The organism is Mycobacterium basiliense (genome assembly GCF_900292015.1).
Taxonomy (GTDB): domain Bacteria; phylum Actinomycetota; class Actinomycetes; order Mycobacteriales; family Mycobacteriaceae; genus Mycobacterium; species Mycobacterium basiliense.
In genome coordinates this window covers 4,628,864-4,647,606 of sequence record NZ_LR130759.1, presented here as the reverse complement: position 1 = coordinate 4,647,606, position 18,743 = coordinate 4,628,864, and the positions used below count along the sequence as shown (strand labels likewise).

Here is an 18,743-nt window from a genome sequence, read left to right as displayed (position 1 = left end):
GGTCCGGCTGGTGATGAACTGCGACGTCGGGCGGCCTCGTCGAGGCGTTGTGCGGCCATCGGCGGGCCTGCGGTGATACGGGGCGGTGCCAGCCGGAAGACCAGCAGACTCGACCCCGGGCAGGCGCTCCGACCCGTCAACGACTACCTTCAGCTATACGCACCGAGTGGGGCAGCCATACAAGCCAGCGCAAAGGGGTTCTCGTGGCCGACACCGACGACACCGCAACTCTGAAGTACCCGGGCGGCGAGATCGACCTGCAGATCGTTCACGCCACCGATGGTGCAGACGGGATAGCGCTCGGTCCGCTGTTGTCCAAGACCGGGCACACCACCTTCGACAACGGCTTCGTCAACACCGCCGCGTGCAAGAGCTCCATCACCTACATCGATGGCGACGCCGGCATCCTGCGCTACCGCGGTTACCCGATCGACCAGCTGGCAGAGAAGTCGACCTTCATCGAGGTCTGCTACCTGCTCATCTACGGCGAGCTGCCGAACACCGACCAGTTGGCGGAGTTCACCGGCCGAATCCAGCGCCACACGATGCTTCATGAGGACCTCAAACGGTTCTTCGACGGTTTTCCCCGCAATGCCCACCCGATGCCGGTGTTGTCCAGCGTGGTCAACGCGCTCTCGGCCTATTACCAGGACGCCCTGGACCCGATGGACAACAGTCAGGTCGAGCTGTCGACGATTCGGCTGCTGGCCAAACTGCCCACCATCGCCGCCTACGCCTACAAGAAGTCGGTCGGTCAGCCCTTTCTCTACCCGGACAACTCGCTGACGCTGGTGGAGAACTTCCTGCGGATGACGTTCGGGTTCCCCGCCGAGCCCTATCAGGCCGACCCGGAAGTGGTCCGGGCATTGGACATGTTGTTCATCCTGCATGCCGACCACGAGCAGAACTGTTCAACGTCCACGGTGCGGTTGGTGGGTTCCTCACGGGCGAACCTGTTCACCTCGATTTCCGGCGGCATCAACGCGCTTTGGGGGCCGCTGCACGGCGGTGCCAACCAGGCAGTGCTGGAAATGCTCGAGCAGATCCGCGACAGCGGCGACGACGTCAGCGAGTTTGTGCGCAAGGTGAAAAACCGGGAGGCCGGCGTCAAGCTGATGGGCTTTGGCCACCGCGTGTACAAGAACTACGATCCCCGCGCCCGGATCGTTAAGGAACAGGCCGACAAGATTCTGTCCAAACTTGGTGGAGACGACTCCCTGCTCGGTATCGCCAAGGAATTGGAAGAGGCGGCGTTAACCGACGACTACTTCATCGAACGGAAGCTCTACCCCAACGTCGACTTCTACACCGGCCTGATCTATCGGGCCCTTGGGTTCCCCACGCGGATGTTTACCGTGTTATTTGCGCTGGGACGGTTGCCGGGCTGGATCGCTCACTGGCGTGAGATGCACGACGAGGGGGACAGCAAGATCGGCCGTCCACGCCAGATCTACACCGGCTACACCGAGCGTGACTACGCCGCGATAGCCGACCGCTAGTCGATCGGCGGCCTACCGAAGCGACGCCAACACAGCCATCGCGGCATTGTGTCCGCCGATACCTGATACCGCACCGCCCCTTCTGGCGCCCGCACCACACATCAAAATCCGCTCGTGCTGCGTGGCCACCCCCCATCGCCGTGCCGGAGTGTCCAACGGTTCGCCGTCTTCGACAAACGGCCACGACAGGGCCCCATGGAAGATGTTCCCGCGGGTCATCTGCAGGGTGCGCTGCAGGTCCAGGGTGGTCGTCGTCTCGATACATTGCCGACCATGCGCGTCGGTCATCAATAGGTCCTGGATCGGCTCGGCCAGAAGGGAATTCAACGACTTAAGTACGGCTTCGGTGAGCCGCGTGCGTAGCGCGTCGGGGTCGTGAGCGCCGAAGACCGAGTGCGGGGTGTGCAGGCCGAACACCGTCATCGTCTGAGTGTCCGAGTCGCGTAGCCCGGCCGACAGGATGCTCCGATCGGATAGGGAATGGCAGTACGCCTCGCACGGCAGCGGATCCGGTAGCTGCCCGGCAATCGCCTGCGAGTGTGCGGTTTCCAGTTGTGTCCAGGTTTCGTTGGCGTGGAAGGTTCCGGCAAAGGCCTGCTCGGGCGTGGTTTCCGCGTCGCGCAGGCGAGGCAGTCGGCGCAACACCATGTTCACTTTGACCTGCGCGCCCGGGGCCAGTGCCGGCTCGGCTTCTCCCAGCAGGCGGGCCAGCACCGCCGGTGTGACCCCGGACAATACAAACCGACCCCGGATCAGATGCTCCTCGTCGGCCCTGCGGTAGCGTACCGCGCCGTTCGGATCGATCGCGAAAACATCTGCGCTAGTCGTCATTTCAGCACCGTGTCGGATAGCCGCGGCGGCCAGCGCCGAGGTCACCGCACCCATGCCGCCGACCGGGACGTCCCAGTCTCCGGTGCCCCCGCCCAGCACGTGATACAGGAAGCAAATGTTTTGCGTCAACGACGGATCGGCCATGCCAGCAAAGGTGCCGATCAACGCGTCGGTAGCGATCACGCCGCGGACCACGTCGTTGCCCACGCCCGCGGTGATGGCACGCCCAATCGGCTCGTCGATCATGGCGTGCCACGTAGCTGCTGCTTCCCGGTCGCCGCATTCGTGGACAAGGCGGCGGGCCTGGTCGCGGGTGCACAATGGTTCGATCAGCGTCGGCCACAGCCGCTGGGTTACCAGCCGGCAGCGACGATAAAACTCGGCAAAGGCCTGCTCGTCGGCGGCGGCGCCGATGGAGCCGAACGTGTTATTGCCGTCGGACCCGATCAACAGTCCGCTGCGTCCGCCCGTGCCCGGGTCAGGGGTGTACGACGAAAAGTTCCGGCGCGCCAGTCGCACGGGCGCATCGAGTTCCTTGACAATCCGCGGGGGCAACAGGCTCACCAGGTAGGAATACCGAGATAGGCGGACGTCGACACCGTCGAAGGCCTGAGCAGACACCGCCGCCCCGCCGAGATGTGCCAGACGCTCGAGCAGCCGCACCCGAAGGCCCGCGCGTGCCAGGTAAGCCGCTGCTACGAGGCCGTTGTGACCGCCGCCGACAATGACGACGTCGAATTCCCGCATGGTGGTGTCAGCCCTGGATGCGTGGCGTTAGCCCGTGTACCCCTCGACTTGGTCGGCGGGACGCACATTTGCCTCACGCGGGTCACCCCCGGTTTCGCGCAGTGCCCGCCGTTGCCGCAGCAGATCCCAGCATTGGTCAAGTTCGATCTCGATTCGGCGGAGCTGCTCACGCTCCTCAACTTCGGTAATGTCGCGGTGCTGAAGCCGCTCTCGTAAGGCCTTCTCCTCGGCGACGAGGTCGCGGATGTGGGCCAGAGTCTCGCTGTCCGTCGGTTTCGTCCCGTTGCCCATTGCTCCAGTGTGCCTGACGTCGGCGGTTGCGCCGGCAGCGAGTCGGTAGGCTGCATATCGCTGGAAGCACGAATGAGTTTGTTCAACAACGCTAAGGAGGCGTGCCGGTGGGTACCGAAGCGGGCATAGACGCGTCGCCCGCCCCCACTGATGCACCCGCAGCATCGAAATTCGACCGTCGTCCGCTGGGCGTTCCCTGGCTAATCGGTCTGGCGGTTATTCCATTGCTGCTCGCGGCGATCGGTTCTGGCGTTTTCCAGAGACCCGCGGGGGTGACCGGGCCAACTGGTGACCTGCCGACTCTGTCCACAACGACCGCTACCTCCAGCGCCCCGGGGTTGTCGCTGTCTTTGCTGTCCGTGAGTCGCAGTGGCAATACCATCACGCTGATCGGTGATTTTCCTGACGAGGGCGCCAAGGCGACCTTGATGAAATCACTCAATGGCCTGCTCAAACCGGATGTCACCGTCATCGACCAGATCAGAATTGATCCCCTTGTTCGCGCACTTGACTTCGCCAACGCAGAACCGGTTTTTACCGCCAGCGCGCTCATTCCGGATTTCACCCTCAAGGTCGAAGGAGATACCGTCACCCTGTCGGGAACTGCCGCGTCGCCCGACCAGAAGGATGCGGTCGAACGCGCGGCGGTGGGCGCCTGGTCCGGAGTGAAAGTCACAAACCACATTGCGGTCCAGGGGCAGGCCCCGCCGGCCGCCGCGACCGCCCCGTGCGGGGACCTACAGGCGACCATTAATGGCTTGACCGGGGGGTCGATCGGCTTTGCCGACGATGGGGTAAGCCTGACCCCAGCCGATAATCAAATCCTGACGAAGGTGGCCGACAAGCTCAAAGCGTGTCCGGATGCCCGGGTGACTCTCAACGGCTACGCCGACAACAGTGGCGGCGAAGGCATCAACATTCCGCTGAGTGCCCAGCGCGCTACTACAGTCGCAAAATTCCTCATTGCTCAGGGAGTGGCCGGTGATCATATCGCCACCAAGGGCCTCGGTTCGACGAATCCGATAGCCAGCAATGACACGCCCGACGGTCGTATCAAGAATCGCCGCGTCGAAATCGTGGTCAGCTAAGGAGAATTCGGCGTGGATTTCCTGATCCAGTGGTTGTGCTACCTGGTTGCCTTCGTGGCGGGTTCGGCCGTTGCCTGGGCGATTGTCGTCGTGTCCATCAAACACGTTAGTGGCCAAGACGATACGGCGGATGAGGTTGAGGCGGATACCGCCGAGTCGGATTCCAATGAGTCGGATGAGGCCGAGTCGGATGAGGCCGAGTCGGATGAGGCTGAATCGCATGCGGTTGAGTCGCATGCGGTTGAGTCGCATGAGGCTGAGGCGGCGCAGTGATGAGCCACGTGCACTGGTGGTTGATCGGGCTGGCGTTCGCGCTCGGGATGATGTTGACATTGGCCCTGATGGTCCGCCCGGTCAAACATCCAGTTCCGGTGGGGGCCTCAATAGGCGGAGCGGATCGCGCCGCTGTACCAACAGCGGAGGACGCCATCGCGACTGCCGAGAAGCGAACAGACAAGGCCGCCCGCAAGGACCCCACAAGACGGATGCCGGTGAAGAGGCCGCCGGCCGGCAAGGGCGCTGTCACTAAAAAGGTTGTGCGGAAGAAGGTCTCGGCAGCAAAATCGCCGAAGAAGCGGATCGTGGTGGTCAAGAAGACTCCGGCGAGGCGGACTGCGGTCGCTAAGGATTTGGCGCCCGAGCAGATTTCGAGTGCCGCGGCTGCGCCGGTGGAAAGGGTGCGTCCCGCTCGGTTCGAGCCTTACGGCCCGGGGTCGGCGCGACCCGACGCCGACGGCAGTGGGCCGGAGGGTTGGTTGGTGAAGGGTCGCTCGGACACCAGGCTTTACTACACGCCCGACGATCCCTCCTATGATGCGACCGTCGCCCAGGTCTGGTTTGAGGACGAGGCCTCGGCCGTGCGCGCCTTCTTCACCGCCTGGTGCAAGAGTGCGCGAAAAAAATGACAGGTCGTCGGCGTTCGGCTAGCTCGGGCCGGGAATTTTGAGTAATAGGCGTGCGCCGCCGAGCGGACTGACCTGCAGAGCCGCCGTCCCGCCGTGCAGCTTGGCCTGCTGGGCCACTAGGGCCAGCCCAAGACCGGAGCCCGAATGAGAAGCCGTTGACCCGCGGGAGAACCGCTCGAACACCATCTGGCGCTCGGCCTCCGGCACTCCGCTGCCGTTGTCGTCGATGGCGATTTCGACCCCGGCCCGGGAGCTTACCGCGGACAACTGCACCCTAGTGGCGCCGCCGTGTTTGACGGCATTAGCGATGGCGTTGTCGACAGCCAGTCTCAGTCCCGCCGGCAATCCGACGATGATGCAGGTCGGCGACGGCACTAGCGAGACATCGAGGTCGGGGTAGATCCGCATGGCATCGTGGGCGGCGCGGTCCAGCAATTCGGTGATGTCGACCGGCACATGGTCTTCCGACGTCGACAGTTCCCCTTGGGCCAACCGTTCCAAAGCGCCCAGTGTCGCCTCGATGCGTGACTGGGTTCGGATCACGTCGTTGAGCACTTCCTTGCGCTGCTCGTCGGGCATATCCAGGGTGGACAACACCTCAAGATTTGTCCGCATCGCGGTCAACGGTGTGCGTAATTCGTGGGAGGACACCGCCGCGAAGTCGCGCGCCGAAGCCAGCGCCTCCTTCGTTCGGTTCTGCTCATTCCAGATTCGCTGCAGCATGCCCCTCATCGCTTCCGCGATCTCAATGGCTTCGCTGGCGCCGTGCACTTCCACCCGCGGTGCCTCGTCCCCGGCGTCGATTGACCGCGTTTGTTCGGCGAGCTGCTTAAACGGCCGCACCGCGAACACCGCAAGCAGCCAGGCGAACACTGCCGCCGCAGCGATGGCGAATCCGCAGATGAGCAACACCCGGCGATGCAGATTGTTGGTTTCGGCGATGGTGGCGTCGTAGGTCGCACCGACGGCCACCGACGTCGGTTCGGGCCCTGGGATCTCCACCGTGCGCACTCGGTAACGCACCCCCCGGATGAAGGTGTCGGCGTAGTCCTCGTGCAGTTTCGGCAACGTGATGTCTGAATTCGACTTGACCAGGTCGCCCCGGCGGACCGTGATCAGGGCGTCCTGGTCGTTGGGGGAGCGCGGTATTTCGTCCAGGCCGCGTGGCACGAACGGAATCGCGAAGCCCGCGGCCTCGTCCAGCCGGCGATCCAACCGCTCTTTGCGGTCGTTGGTGATCCCCACCCACACCACCGTCCCGACGATGAGCACCGGGATCGCGGCGCCGATGGCCGTAGCGACCACCACCCGGGTGCGCAGCGAGGGCGTACGGGCGAAGATTCGCGACAGGATGTTCACCTACTGCATCCTGAGCACGAACCCGACGCCCCGGACGGTGTGCAGCAGCCGGGGGCCACCGTTGGCCTCGAGTTTGCGGCGTAGGTAACCGATGAACACGTCGACGACATTGGTGTCGGCGGCGAAGTCGTAGCCCCAGACCAGCTCGAGCAGTTGCGCGCGGGACAGCACGGCCGTCTTGTGTTCGGCCAGGACCGCCAGCAGGTCGAATTCCCGCTTTGTCAGGTCGACATCGACGCCGTTGACCCTGGCTCGCCGACCGGGGATGTCTACCTCCAGCGGACCTACCGTGATGGTCTCCGAGGAGGACGTTGCGGTCGAGCCGCGGCGGCGCAACAGCGCCTTGACCCGCGCCACCAGTTCGGCCAGGACGAACGGCTTGACCAGGTAATCGTCGGCGCCGGCCTCCAAGCCGGCAACTCGGTCGTCCACCGAGCTGCGTGCGGACAGTACGCAGACCGGGACGTCGTTGTCCATGGCTCGTAGTGCGGTGACAACGCTGACACCGTCCAGCACTGGCATGTTGATGTCGAGCACGATCGCGTCCGGCCGGGTCTCGGTGGCGCTGCGCAGGGCCTCGGCCCCGTCGACCGCGGTAGCAACCTCGAATCCAGACAGCCGAAGGCCACGTTCCAGAGAGGCGAGCACATCGGAGTCGTCATCAACCACCAAGACCCGAGGTGAGGTCGCACCAGTGTCCATGCCGCCTATTTTGCCTGACCGCCGGCAATGTCGGTGGGAGGACGCCCGCCGGGTCGTGAGCCAGCTCATTTCGCGCGAGCAGACGCAGAATCGCATCAAAATCGAGGATTTTGTGCGATTCTGCGTCTGCTCGCGAGGGTGGTACCCCTTGAGGTCGCTCAGACGGCGGCGGCGGCGGCCCTGCCAGCGGCGCGTCCGGAAAATATGCAGCCGCCCAGGAAGGTGCCTTCCAGCGCGTTGTAGCCGTGCACACCGCCGCCACCGAACCCGGCGACTTCCCCGGCGGCATACAAGCCGGGAATCGGTTGACCATCGCTGCCCATCGCCCGTGACGATAGATCGGTTTGAATGCCGCCCAACGTTTTTCGGGTCAAGATGTGCAACTTCGCGGCGATCAGCGGGCCGGCCTTCGGATTCAGTATGCGGTGGGGGGCGGCCACTCTGCCGAGTCGATCACCGAGGGCGCGCCGCGCATTTCGGATGCCCTGGACCTGGACGTCTTTGCAGAACGGATTGGCCACCTGCAAATCCCGGGATTCGATCTGGGCGCGGATCGCGGCCGGATCGAGGAGGGGTTCGTCGGTCAGTGCATTCATCTTCTTGACGAGCTCTTCGAGGTGATCGGCGACCACAAAGTCAGCGCCGTGTCTCTTGAAGGCCTCGACCGGACCCGTGGCGTCCTTATTGAGAAACCTCTCCTGCAAGACGGCCGCGCGGCTCTTGCCGGTGATGTCGGGGTTTTGCTCGGAGCCGGAGAGTGCGAACTCCTTCTTGATGATCTTCTGGTTCAGGATGAACCAGGAGTAGTCATATTGTGCAATGTCGGGCGTAGTGCGCAGATGCCGCAGGGTGCCCAGGGTGTCGTAGCCCGGCAGGTAGGGAGCGGGCAGCCGTCGTCCGAGCGCGTCGAACCACATCGAGGACGGGCCCGGAATGATGCGGATGGCGTGCTGTGGCCAGATTGGGTCCCAGTTGTTGACGCCCTCGGTGTAGTGCCACATCCGGTCGCGGTTGACCAGGCGGACTCCGCTGTCGTTGGCAATGTCGAGCATCCGGCCGTCGACGTAGGCGGGCACGCCGGTGATCATCGACGCCGGTGGTGTGCCCATCCGCTCGGGCCAGTAGCGACGCACCATCTCGTGGTTGCCGCCGATCCCGCCGCTGGTGATGATCACCGCCTGAGCGCGCAGTTCGAATTCGCCGATCTCGTCACGGTTGGAGGGGGCGCCGCGCACCGCGTCATCGGGTGCCAACACCGTGCCCTTGATTCCGGTGACCGCGCCGTCGGTGAAGACCAATTCGTCGACGCGATGGCGGTGGTAAAAGGTCACCAGCTTGTCTTTGGCGCCTTGCCGGGCCGAACCCACAAACGGCTCCACGACTCCGGTACCGGTGCCCCAGGCGATGTGAAAACGCGGAACGGAATTCCCGTGCCCGTCGGCGCGCAGATCTCCGCGCTCGGCCCAACCCACCGTCGGCATCAATCGGATGCCGAGGTCGGTGAGATAGGCACGCTTCTCGCCGGCGGCGAATTCCACGTAGGAGCGTGCCCATTTGGTGGCCCAGAAGTCTTCATCATCGGGCCGGTCGAAGGCCGCGCTGCCAGACCAGTCGTTCCAGGCCAGCTCCAAGGAGTCCTTGATCCCGAGGACGCGCTGTTCGGGAGTGTCGACCAGGAATAGCCCGCCGAACGACCAGAAGGCCTGACCGCCGAGGTTGTTCTCGTTCTCCTGATCGACCACCGCGACCTTCTTGCCCTGGCGGGTTAATTCGTGGGTGGCGACCAGACCGGCCAAACCCGCACCGACCACGATGACATCAGCGTCCATCCGACAGCCTTTCTAAAGTTGCGTGCGGGTATGCCTTACGCCCACATATCCGATACATTAATGCATCGGATGCACTGATGTATCGGAGTGTGATGTAGATGACACCGACGACTCCCGCGACCAACCCGACGCGGGTGACCAAACGCCGCGCAGAAACCCGCGCTCGATTGATCGATGCGGCGTTCAAGGTCTTCGCCGACAAGGGTTTCGGGCACGTGCGAATCGAGGACGTCTGTGCGGCAGCGGGTTATACGCGGGGGGCATTCTATTCGCAGTTCGACAGCCTGGAGGAGCTGTTCTTCACGCTTTACGACCAGCGCGCCACATTTATTGCCGAACAGGTCGGCAGCGCCATGGCGAGCGCTGATGATCCGACGGATGTGCCGGGGACCGTCGACCGGATCGCCAACACCCTGTTACTTGACCGCGACTGGCTGCTCATCAAGACCGACTTTCTGCTGCACGCCGCCCGACATCCGGAGCTGGCTCAGCGCCTGGCGGTTCATCGTGCACAACTGCGAGCCGCCGTCGAAGAACGCCTCGCCGGCGGCGATGTTGAGTTGCCCAAGGCGATCGGCGGTGTTGCCGGTGCCGCCCGCGCCGTCGTTGCGGTCTACGACGGCGTGAGCATCCAGCTTCTGCTCGACAACGAACAGGCCGCGGCGCGTGCCTGGCTTAGTCAACTGCTCAACGTGGTGCTTGCCCGGTAGCGCTCGCTTGCCTCGGGTGCCGAGGCAAGCGAGTTGTCAGTCAGGGTCACGCACAGCGGCGTGTCGTGTGCGGCGTTTACGTGTCGCGGTATCCGCGGCGGCGTAGTGCCTGCCGGACCTTGTACAAGACGTCTGCTAACCGGTCCTCGGCGATCACCCGGATGACGGTCCATCCGAGGTCTTCCAACTTCGCCATCCGGCGTATGTCCCGGACGTACTGGCGCCGGCTCGCCCGGTGTTGGTCGCCGTCGTACTCGACAGCGACCTGGTAGCGTTCCCAGCCCATGTCCAGCAGCGCCACCGTCCGGTAATTGGCCACCACCGGTATTTGGGTTTCCGGGGCCGGTAATCCCGAGTCCAGCAGCGCAAGCCGTAGGCAGGTCTCCTTCGGAGACGCCGCACCCCGATCCACTCGTGGCAGCACGGCTCGCAATTGTCTGAGACCGCGTGCGCCGCGATGTCGCTCGGCGAGTTGCAGCACATCCTCGATGCGGAATGTCGTGGCGCGCATTAATGCGTCGAGACGCGCGACGGCCCGCCGGGGGATAACAGTCGAGCCAGATCGAACGCCGTGCGCGGGAGAGCGGTCACTGGCAATTCCGCGACACGCGTGACCTCGTCCTCCGCGAGGCGTTGGTTGCGTACCACTACACCGGCGGGTGCATGTTGGTTTCGCCAGATCAGCTCCACGGGTTCGTTCTCGTCGATCCAGTCCGAACCATGCGGTGCCGCCGCGGCAAGCCCAGCCAGGACTCCCCTGCGGCCCGACCACAGCCAGGCCGCTTCAGAGCGTAAGCGCAATGACGGCGCCGTATGGCGTGCCAGGTAGATGTCGGGGTAGATGGCGCGGAAGCCGGTACGCAGCTGACGCCGGGTTAGCGTCCCCTGCCGGGTGGCCTCGCTGCCGATAAACGGGTCATTCACGTGCATTAGGACGCCACGCCTCGATGACGGGTTTCGCCGAGACATAAAGTGTGGCCACGCGCAGCGGCGTGTCGTGTGCGCCGTTTATGTGTCGCGGGGTAAGCCGATGCGGCGGTATCGGCGCAGTCTGGTTGCCAAGCGCTCGGCATCGGGCAACGTACGCAGCGCCCGCACCTCGGCCGCGATAACGTCCGAAAGGCGCCGGGCGAACTCGACCGGCTCGTCCGCGGCATCGGGATACTCCGGCACGATGGCGTCGACGATTCCGCTCTGCAGCAGTTCCGCCGAGCGGATGCCTTGCGCCGCAGCGAGTTCAGCGGCGTGCGCGGTGTCGCGAAAGACGATCGCACTGGCCCCCTCCGGGGGGAGCGGAGCCAGCCAACCGTGGAGCGCGGCCAGCACCCGATCGGCGGGCACCATCGCCAGGGCCGGCCCGCCGCTGCCCTGACCCAGCAGCACCGATACCGTCGGAGTCTCCAGCGTGACCAAGTCGGCCAGGCTATGGGCGATCTGTCCGGCCAGTCCACCCTGCTCGGCATCGGCGGACAAGGCGGGCCCGGCGGTGTCGATCACCAGGACCAGCGGCAGTCGCAGCTCGGCGGCTAGCCCCATGCCGCGGCGCGCCGCACGCAGCGAAGCGGGCCCGACGATGCCGCCGCCCACGCCTTGCTGGCCAAGGACGACCACTGGCTGGCCACCGAAGCGAGCGAGGGCGAGCAGCGTGGTTGCCGCGTCGCCGTAGCCGGTACCGGAGAGCAGCACCCGGTCGGTTGCACCATGGCGTAGCAGGTGCTCCACCCCTGGCCGGGTCGGCCGCCGCGACGCCACCACCGAATCCCACGCCGACACATCAGGTATTGGTGTAGAGGGTGGTGTTGTGAGGGGCCGCCCCGGAGCGTCCGTGAGCACCGTCAGCGCGCGATCCAGCGTGCGCCGCAGCTCGCCCAACGCAACGACGCCGTCGATGACCCCGTGCCGTTGGAGATTCTCGGCAGTCTGTACACCGGAAGGAAATGCCTCCCCGTAGAGCAACTCGTACACCCGGGGCCCTAGGAAGCCGATCAATGCTCCCGGCTCGGCGACGGTGACATGGCCCAGCGAACCCCACGACGCGAAGACCCCACCGGTGGTCGGATTGCGCAAATAGACGAGATAGGGGAGGTGTGCTTGTTTGTGCAGCCGGACGGCCGCGGCGATCTTCACCATCTGCAGGAAAGCGACCGTGCCCTCCTGCATACGGGTGCCCCCGGAGCTCGGCGAGGCCAGCAGCGGCAGTCGCTCGGCGGTGGCGCGCTCCACCGCCGCGGTAATTCGTTCGGCCGCGGCGACCCCGATCGAGCCGGCGAGGAAGCCGAATTCGCAGACCACCACCGCAACCCGGCGTCCGCATACCCGTCCCTCGCCGGTCAGCACCGATTCGTCGCGGCCGGTGGCGGCTCGGGCGTCGGCCAGATCACGCGCGTAGGACGCCGATACCGGCAGTGATAGCGGCTCGCTATCCCAACTGGCAAACGAACCTTCGTCTAGCACCGCATCACGGAGTTGGTCGGTGGTGATACGACTCACTCGACGAGGCTATATAGGCTTGCCGCATGATCGGTATCAGCCAGGCCGAGGCCGTTATGACCATTGAGTTGCAGCGCCCGGAGCGTCGCAACGCCCTTAACTCCCAGCTGGTCGAGGAGCTGCGGGAGGCTTTACTCAAGGCGGCGGGCGACGGGTCGATCCGTGCGATTGTGCTGACCGGTCAGGGCACGGTGTTTTGCGCCGGTGCCGACCTGTCCGGAGACGCGTTTGCCGCCGACTACCCCGACCGGCTCATCGAACTGCACCGCGTCATGGACGTGACCCCGATGCCGGTGATCGGAGCCATCAACGGTCCGGCCATCGGCGCCGGTCTGCAGTTGGCAATGCAGTGCGATCTGAGGGTGGCCGCACCGGAGGCGTTCTTTCAGTTCCCCACGTCAAAATACGGTCTTGCCCTGGACAACTGGAGTATCCGCCGGCTCTCGTCGCTGGTCGGTCACGGACGTGCCCGCGCGATGTTGCTGACTGCGGAGAAGCTAAGCGCGGACATCGCATTGCAGACGGGGATGGCCAACCGGATTGGGACGCTGGCCGACGCGCAGGCCTGGGCCGCCGAGATCGCCGGTCTGGCGCCATTGGCGATCCAGCACGCCAAGCGGGTGCTCAACGACGATGGCGCCATCGAGGAACCGTGGGCCGAGCACAAGGAGCTGTTCGACAAGGCCTGGGGCAGTCAGGATGTCATCGAGGCGCAGATCGCGCGGGTAGAGAAGCGGCCGCCGAAGTTTCAGGGGGAGTAAACGTCATGATGGGCCGAGCGCTACGGTTGGCGGCCGGCACGGCCTCGCTGGTCGCCGGAGGATGGCTGTTGCGGGCACTGCACGGCGCGCCGGCGGCCTTGGGCGCCGATCCCTCGTCTATCCAGGCGGTGTCGGAGGGGTCGTCGAACTACCGCGACGGCGTTTTCGTCAACCTTGACCCCTTATCGATGTACACCCTGAACCGTGAAGAACTGCGGCTCATTGCGTGGGAGCTGATCGCCAATCGGGGCGGCAGCCGGCCGTCCAAGTCGATTCCGCTAGCTGCTCCGCAGATCTATAAGGGTGACGCCAGTCCACTTGCTGTCAGCTGGTTCGGCCACTCGACCGCGCTGGTGGAGATCGACGGCTACCGGGTGTTGACCGATCCGGTGTGGAGTGATCGGTGCTCGCCGTCGGATCTTGTTGGTCCACAGCGGTTGCATCCGCCGCCGGTGCAGCTGGAAGGGTTGCCGGCTGTTGATGCCGTGGTGATCAGCCATGACCACTACGACCACCTGGATATCGACACCGTGATCGCATTGGTGCACAGTCAACGGGCCCCGTTCTTCGTGCCGCTGGGGGTGGGGGCACATCTTCGGTCGTGGGGTGTTCCCGAGCATCGCATCGTTGAACTCGACTGGCAGCAAAGCGCTCAGGTCGACGAACTCACCATCATCTGCATGCCAGCGCGGCACTTCTCGGGGCGCTTTATGAGCCGCAACAACACACTGTGGGCATCCTGGGCGTTCGTCGGTCCTACGCATCGTGCCTATTTCGGCGGTGACACCGGCTACACGAAGAGCTTTGCCCAGATCGGCGCGGACCACGGACCCTTCGACGTGACCTTGATGCCGATCGGCGCCTACAACCCCGGGTGGCCGGACATCCATATGAACCCCGAGGAAGCGGTGCGGGCGCATCTGGATGTCACCGATTCGGGCTCTGGGCTGTTGGTGCCCATTCACTGGGGGACCTTCCGATTGGCCCCGCACCCCTGGGCCGAACCGGTCGAGCGCCTGCTCAAGGCGGCGGAGCCGAATCATGTCCAGCTGGCGGTGCCGCTACCCGGTCAGCGAATCGATCCGTCTGAGCCATTGCGGTTCAACCCGTGGTGGCGACTCTGATCCTCTGATTTCGGAAGGGCCGGCGCCGCACTCCGCGGCTATTCGACACGCTTGACGGGCGCCGAAGCCACCAAGCACACCCGCGCTCCCGCCGGCGCCGCCGTTGCCGGGTGCAACCGACAGGTGTGCACTAGCCGGGATGCGGGTGTGGCCGGTCGTGATGCCGGCCTGAGTAGAGAATGATTGAGCGCTCGATGAAGGGTCTGGTCAGCGGGTAGTGCGGCCCGACGTATGCGTGGCGTCCGAGCCCAGCACCCACGACGCTCTTCGTGGTGCGGCCCGCGTCAATGGGACCCCTGCCAGGGCTGGATTCGACTAGTCCGGATCAACTCGCTGCCCGCAGCGTGCGGGGAGTCCGGGGTCGTCGGGCTAAGGTGCGGCCATGACCAAATGCGCGGCGAGCGCCGCAGTTGTGCTGATGTTGCTGGTGCTGATCGGATGCGGACCTCGGCAACCGTCTTCCAGCCCACCGTCGTTGTCGCAAGCGTCACCAAATGAGGTGTCGGGCGTAAACATTCCCCCTGGGCGTATCGATCAAGCGGTATCGAAGGTGGACGACCTAGTCGTCGAGTTGATGAAGAGCAGCGGCATTCCCGGTATGGCGGTGGCGATTGTCCACGGTGGAAAGACGCTGTATGCCAAGGGTTTCGGCGTCAAAGACGTGGGCAAAGGCGATGGCCCGGACAACAAGGTGGATACCGACACCGTTTTTCAGCTGGCATCGATGTCAAAACCAATCGGTGCGACAGTGGTGGCACACGCGGTCAGTACCAACGTGGTCAGTTGGGATACGCCCGTCGTCTCGAAGCTGCCCTGGTTTTCGCTCAGCGATCCCTACGTCACCGGCCATGTGACCATCGCCGACCTGTACTCGCACCGTTCCGGACTGCCCGACCACGCCGGGGACGCGTTGGAGGACCTGGGTTATGACCGCCAACAAGTGCTGGAACGGTTGAAGTACTTGCCGCTGGCACCGTTCCGAATCAGCTACGCGTATACCAACTTCGGGGTGACTGCCGCCGCCGAGGCGGTCGCCGCCGCTGCCGGAAAATCGTGGGAGGACTTGTCCGGAGAGGTGCTGTACCGGCCGTTGGGGATGACGTCTACGAGTTCGCGGTTCGCCGATTTTCTGGCCAGGCCCAATCGCGCGGTTAACCACATCAAAGTGGGGGACAAGTGGCAGGCCCGGTTCCAACGCGATCCCGATGCGCAGGCGCCCGCGGGCGGCGTCAGTTCCTCGGTCAACGATGTGGCGAGGTGGCTGACCATGGTGATGGCCAACGGCGGTTACGACGGCCAGCAGATAACCTCGCCCGAAGCGCTTTTGCCCGCGATCACACCGCAGGTCATATCGACCGCCGCGCGGTCGCCGAAGGCCCGGGCCGGCTTCTACGGTCACGGGTTCACGGTGTCGGTGAACTCGGCGGGCCGCACCCAGTACGGTCATTCGGGGGCATTCGGGTTGGGGGCTGCGACGAACTTCGTCGTGTTGCCTTCGGAAGATCTCGGCATCATCGCGCTAACCAACGCTGCGCCCTACGGAATACCGGAGGCGTTAACTGCGGAATTTGTCGATCTGGTGCAATACGGTGAAGTGCGCGAGGACTGGGCGAACCTATATCGGCAGCAGATTGGCCCGATGAACAATCCGGACGGGTCGTTGGTAGGCAAGCAGACCCCAGTCAACCCTGAGCCGGCCAGGGGGCTGAGCGACTACGTCGGCGTCTATGCCAACGAGTACTGGGGTCCGGCAACCGTGACCGATCATGATGGCCAACTACAGCTGTCGTTGGGGCCGAAGAACCAGACGTTCAACTTGACACATTGGGATGGCGACACCTTCACGTTCACCTTGTCGACCGAAAACGCTTTGCCCGGGTCGATTTCGAAGGCGACGTTTTCCGGCGACACCCTCAACCTCGAGTACTTCGATGCTGACAAGCTGGGAACGTTTACCCGATGACTCGTCCGGCTCCAGGAGGCGGCCTGACCGATGCCGAGGTGGCGCAGCGCGTAGCCGAGGGTAAGAGCAACGACATCCCGGAGCGCTCTACCCGCAGTGTTGCACAGATCGTCCGGGCCAACGTGTTCACGCGGATCAACGCGATCCTGGGTGTGCTACTTCTGATCGTCCTGGCGACGGGTTCGGTGATCAACGGGCTGTTCGGCCTGCTCATCATCGCCAACAGCATCATCGGCATGATCCAGGAGCTACGGGCCAAGCAGACGCTGGACAGTCTCGCGATACTCGGACAGGCGAAACCATTGGTGCGCCGCCAATCCGGCACCCGCACCCTGTCGCCCAACGAGGTTGTTTTGGGCGACATCATCGAACTCGGACCCGGCGATCAGATTGTCGTCGACGGTCAGATCTTGGAGCAGGACAACCTTGAGGTCGACGAATCACTACTGACTGGAGAGGCCGATCCGATCGCCAAAGAGCTTGGTGATCAGGTAATGTCGGGCAGCTTTGTGGTCGCGGGTGCCGGCGCATACCGCGCCACCAAAGTGGGATACGAAGCGTATGCGGCAAAACTCGCTGCCGACGCCAGCAAGTTCACGCTGGTGAAATCCGAACTGCGCAACGGTATCAACAGGATTTTGCAATTCATCACCTATCTGTTGGTGCCGGCGGGACTGCTCACCATCTATACCCAGCTGTTCACGACGAAGGCTGGCTGGCGGGAATCGGTCTTGCGGACGGTGGGCGCGCTGGTGCCGATGGTCCCCGAGGGGCTGGTCCTGATGACGTCAATCGCTTTTGCGGTCGGCGTCATTCGACTGGGTCAACGCCAGTGCCTAGTGCAGGAACTGCCGGCCATAGAAGGATTGGCGCGGGTCGACGTGGTTTGTGCCGACAAGACCGGCACCTTGACGGAAACTGGCATGCGGGTATCCGATGTCGTAGAAATCGGCAGTTCCGGGCGACGAGATCGGGTTACCGACGTGCTGGCCGCCCTGGCTGCAGCGGACTCCCGACCCAATGCCAGCATGCAAGCGATTATCGAAGCGTACGGTTCCCCTCCCGACTGGATCGTCACTGCGACTGCGGCTTTCAAGTCGGCAACAAAGTGGAGCGGTGTTTCATTCCGTGACCATGGCAACTGGGTTATGGGCGCACCTGATGTGCTGCTCGACTCGCAGTCTCCGGTGGCTGAACAGGCCGAACGCATTGGGGCACGAGGTTTTCGGGTTTTGCTGCTGGGCGACGCTAAGATGCGCGTGGACGGCCCGGACGCTCCTGGCGAAGTGGCTCCGGTTGCTCTGCTGGTGCTGGAGCAGAAGGTGCGTCCTGACGCCCGGGCCACCATAGAATACTTTGCGGGTCAAGATGTTTCGGTCAAGATCATCTCCGGTGACAATGCGGTTTCCGTTGGCGCCGTGGCCGCAAAGCTTGGGCTACCCGGCGAGGCGATAGATGCGCGTCAACTCCCTTCGGGGCAAGGGGAACTCGCGAGCGCCGTGAATGGTTGCACGACTTTTGGCAGGGTGCGGCCGGATCAGAAGCGCGCGATAGTGCACGCCTTGCAGTCGCAAGGTCACACCGTGGCGATGACCGGAGATGGTGTCAACGATGTGCTGGCCCTTAAGGATGCCGATATCGCCGTAGCCATGGGGGCGGGGAGCCCAGCATCGCGCGCGGTAGCACAGATCGTGTTGCTGGACAATCGATTTGCCACGCTGCCCCACGTCGTCGCCGAAGGACGGCGGGTGATCGGGAACATCGAAAGGGTCGCCAATCTATTTCTTACGAAAACGGTGTATTCGGTGCTCTTGGCCTTCCTGGTAGGTATCGAGTGCTTGTTCGCCAAACCATTGGCAGCTGATCCGCTGCTTTATCCATTTCAACCGATTCATGTCACCATTGCGGCATGGTTCACGATCGGAATTCCATCATTCATTCTCTCGCTGGCGCCGAATGACGAGCGTGCTTATCCGGGGTTCGTCCGGCGGGTGCTGACGTCCGCGCTCCCCTCTGGACTGGTGGTCGGGATAGCGACTTTCGTTTCTTACCTGGCCGCCTACCCGGGTCGTCACGCGACGTGGGCCGAACGAACTCAAGCGTCAACCGCGGCCTTGATCACCTTGCTGGTAACCGCACTCTGGGTGCTTGCGGTGGTCGCGCGTCCCTACCAGTGGTGGCGCGTGGGGCTAGTAACTGCATGTGGGCTAGCCTATTTGGTGATATTCAGCCTTCCGCTGGCGCAGAGGAAGTTCTTTCTCGACCCTTCGAATCTGGTGGTGACATCGACCGCGCTAGGGATCGGTCTGCTGGGTGCCGTGGCGATCGAGGCGATCTGGTGGATCCGGGCCAGGATGCTTGGGGTTAAGCCGCGAGTGTGGAGATAGTGGCCCAACAACGGTAGTCATAGTCGCAATTTGTGCGGTATCCGAAAGGCAAGAACT

General features: G+C 63.9%; 15 protein-coding genes and 1 pseudogene. 9 read left to right on the top strand and 7 right to left on the bottom strand.

Features of this window, described 5'->3' with window-relative positions; translation table 11 throughout:
* The first annotated feature begins 203 nt into the window (after window positions 1–203).
* A complete protein-coding gene (locus MB901379_RS19575) occupies window positions 204–1,499 on the top strand; it encodes a citrate synthase (RefSeq protein WP_158018122.1) in 1,296 nt (431 codons plus the stop codon).
* A gap of 12 nt (window positions 1,500–1,511) precedes the next feature.
* Here MB901379_RS19575 and MB901379_RS19570 read toward each other — a convergent pair whose 3' ends face one another.
* Together MB901379_RS19570 and MB901379_RS19565 are read right to left on the bottom strand one after the other, a co-directional pair.
* The gene (locus MB901379_RS19570) at window positions 1,512–3,077 is read right to left on the bottom strand and encodes a phytoene desaturase family protein (protein WP_158018121.1); all 1,566 of its coding nucleotides are present in this window, start codon (window positions 3,075–3,077) and stop codon (window positions 1,512–1,514) included.
* A 27-nt stretch (window positions 3,078–3,104) separates the two neighbouring features.
* A complete protein-coding gene (locus MB901379_RS19565) occupies window positions 3,105–3,368 on the bottom strand; it encodes a DUF2630 family protein (protein ID WP_158018120.1) in 264 nt (87 codons plus the stop codon).
* 107 nt (window positions 3,369–3,475) lie between these two features.
* On the opposite strand from MB901379_RS19565, the gene arfA reads away from it, so the two are divergent.
* Genes arfA through arfC form a run of 3 tightly spaced genes read left to right on the top strand, consistent with a single transcriptional unit; the run spans window position 3,476 to window position 5,361 of the window.
* On the top strand, window positions 3,476–4,456 hold the full coding sequence (gene arfA / locus MB901379_RS19560; protein WP_158018119.1) for a channel-forming protein ArfA/OmpATb: 981 nt from the start codon (window positions 3,476–3,478) through the stop codon (window positions 4,454–4,456).
* A gap of 12 nt (window positions 4,457–4,468) precedes the next feature.
* Complete coding sequence (gene arfB, locus MB901379_RS25365) at window positions 4,469–4,729, top strand: channel accessory protein ArfB (protein ID WP_158018118.1); 261 nt, start codon at window positions 4,469–4,471, stop codon at window positions 4,727–4,729.
* The gene (arfC, locus tag MB901379_RS19550; RefSeq protein ID WP_158018117.1) at window positions 4,729–5,361 is read left to right on the top strand and encodes a channel accessory protein ArfC, sunset domain variant; all 633 of its coding nucleotides are present in this window, start codon (window positions 4,729–4,731) and stop codon (window positions 5,359–5,361) included. Before arfB ends, arfC begins: the two co-directional genes overlap by 1 nt.
* An 18-nt stretch (window positions 5,362–5,379) precedes the next feature.
* Here arfC and MB901379_RS19545 read toward each other — a convergent pair whose 3' ends face one another.
* From MB901379_RS19545 to MB901379_RS19535, 3 genes are all read right to left on the bottom strand, one after another.
* On the bottom strand, window positions 5,380–6,720 hold the full coding sequence (locus MB901379_RS19545; protein WP_158018116.1) for a HAMP domain-containing sensor histidine kinase: 1,341 nt from the start codon (window positions 6,718–6,720) through the stop codon (window positions 5,380–5,382).
* The gene (gene prrA / locus MB901379_RS19540; protein WP_174237116.1) at window positions 6,721–7,431 is read right to left on the bottom strand and encodes a two-component system response regulator PrrA; all 711 of its coding nucleotides are present in this window, start codon (window positions 7,429–7,431) and stop codon (window positions 6,721–6,723) included.
* A gap of 149 nt (window positions 7,432–7,580) precedes the next feature.
* Window positions 7,581–9,251 (bottom strand): FAD-binding dehydrogenase, encoded by a 1,671-nt coding sequence (locus MB901379_RS19535; RefSeq protein WP_158018114.1) that lies wholly within the window; start codon window positions 9,249–9,251, stop codon window positions 7,581–7,583.
* Between the two features lie 167 nt (window positions 9,252–9,418).
* Here MB901379_RS19535 and MB901379_RS19530 point away from each other — a divergent pair, with 167 nt between their 5' ends.
* Window positions 9,419–9,961 (top strand): TetR/AcrR family transcriptional regulator, encoded by a 543-nt coding sequence (locus MB901379_RS19530; RefSeq protein WP_232021908.1) that lies wholly within the window; start codon window positions 9,419–9,421, stop codon window positions 9,959–9,961.
* Between the two features lie 76 nt (window positions 9,962–10,037).
* On the opposite strand, the pseudogene MB901379_RS19525 reads toward MB901379_RS19530, so the two are convergent.
* Together MB901379_RS19525 and MB901379_RS19520 are read right to left on the bottom strand one after the other, a co-directional pair.
* Window positions 10,038–10,891: pseudogene (locus tag MB901379_RS19525) on the bottom strand (endonuclease domain-containing protein).
* Between the two features lie 78 nt (window positions 10,892–10,969).
* Window positions 10,970–12,451 (bottom strand): carboxyl transferase domain-containing protein, encoded by a 1,482-nt coding sequence (locus MB901379_RS19520; RefSeq protein WP_158018112.1) that lies wholly within the window; start codon window positions 12,449–12,451, stop codon window positions 10,970–10,972.
* Window positions 12,452–12,477: 26 nt separating this feature from the next.
* Here MB901379_RS19520 and MB901379_RS19515 point away from each other — a divergent pair, with 26 nt between their 5' ends.
* From MB901379_RS19515 to MB901379_RS19500, 4 genes are all read left to right on the top strand, one after another.
* Entirely contained in the window at window positions 12,478–13,212 is a 735-nt protein-coding gene (locus tag MB901379_RS19515; RefSeq protein ID WP_158018111.1) for an enoyl-CoA hydratase, read from the top strand.
* A gap of 5 nt (window positions 13,213–13,217) precedes the next feature.
* Window positions 13,218–14,336, top strand: a complete 1,119-nt coding sequence (locus MB901379_RS19510; protein ID WP_158018110.1) for an MBL fold metallo-hydrolase — start codon at window positions 13,218–13,220, stop codon at window positions 14,334–14,336.
* 382 nt (window positions 14,337–14,718) lie between these two features.
* A complete protein-coding gene (locus MB901379_RS19505; RefSeq protein WP_162334417.1) occupies window positions 14,719–16,299 on the top strand; it encodes a serine hydrolase in 1,581 nt (526 codons plus the stop codon).
* On the top strand, window positions 16,296–18,686 hold the full coding sequence (locus MB901379_RS19500) for a cation-translocating P-type ATPase (protein ID WP_158018109.1): 2,391 nt from the start codon (window positions 16,296–16,298) through the stop codon (window positions 18,684–18,686). Before MB901379_RS19505 ends, MB901379_RS19500 begins: the two co-directional genes overlap by 4 nt.
* Window positions 18,687–18,743: the final 57 nt, after the last annotated feature.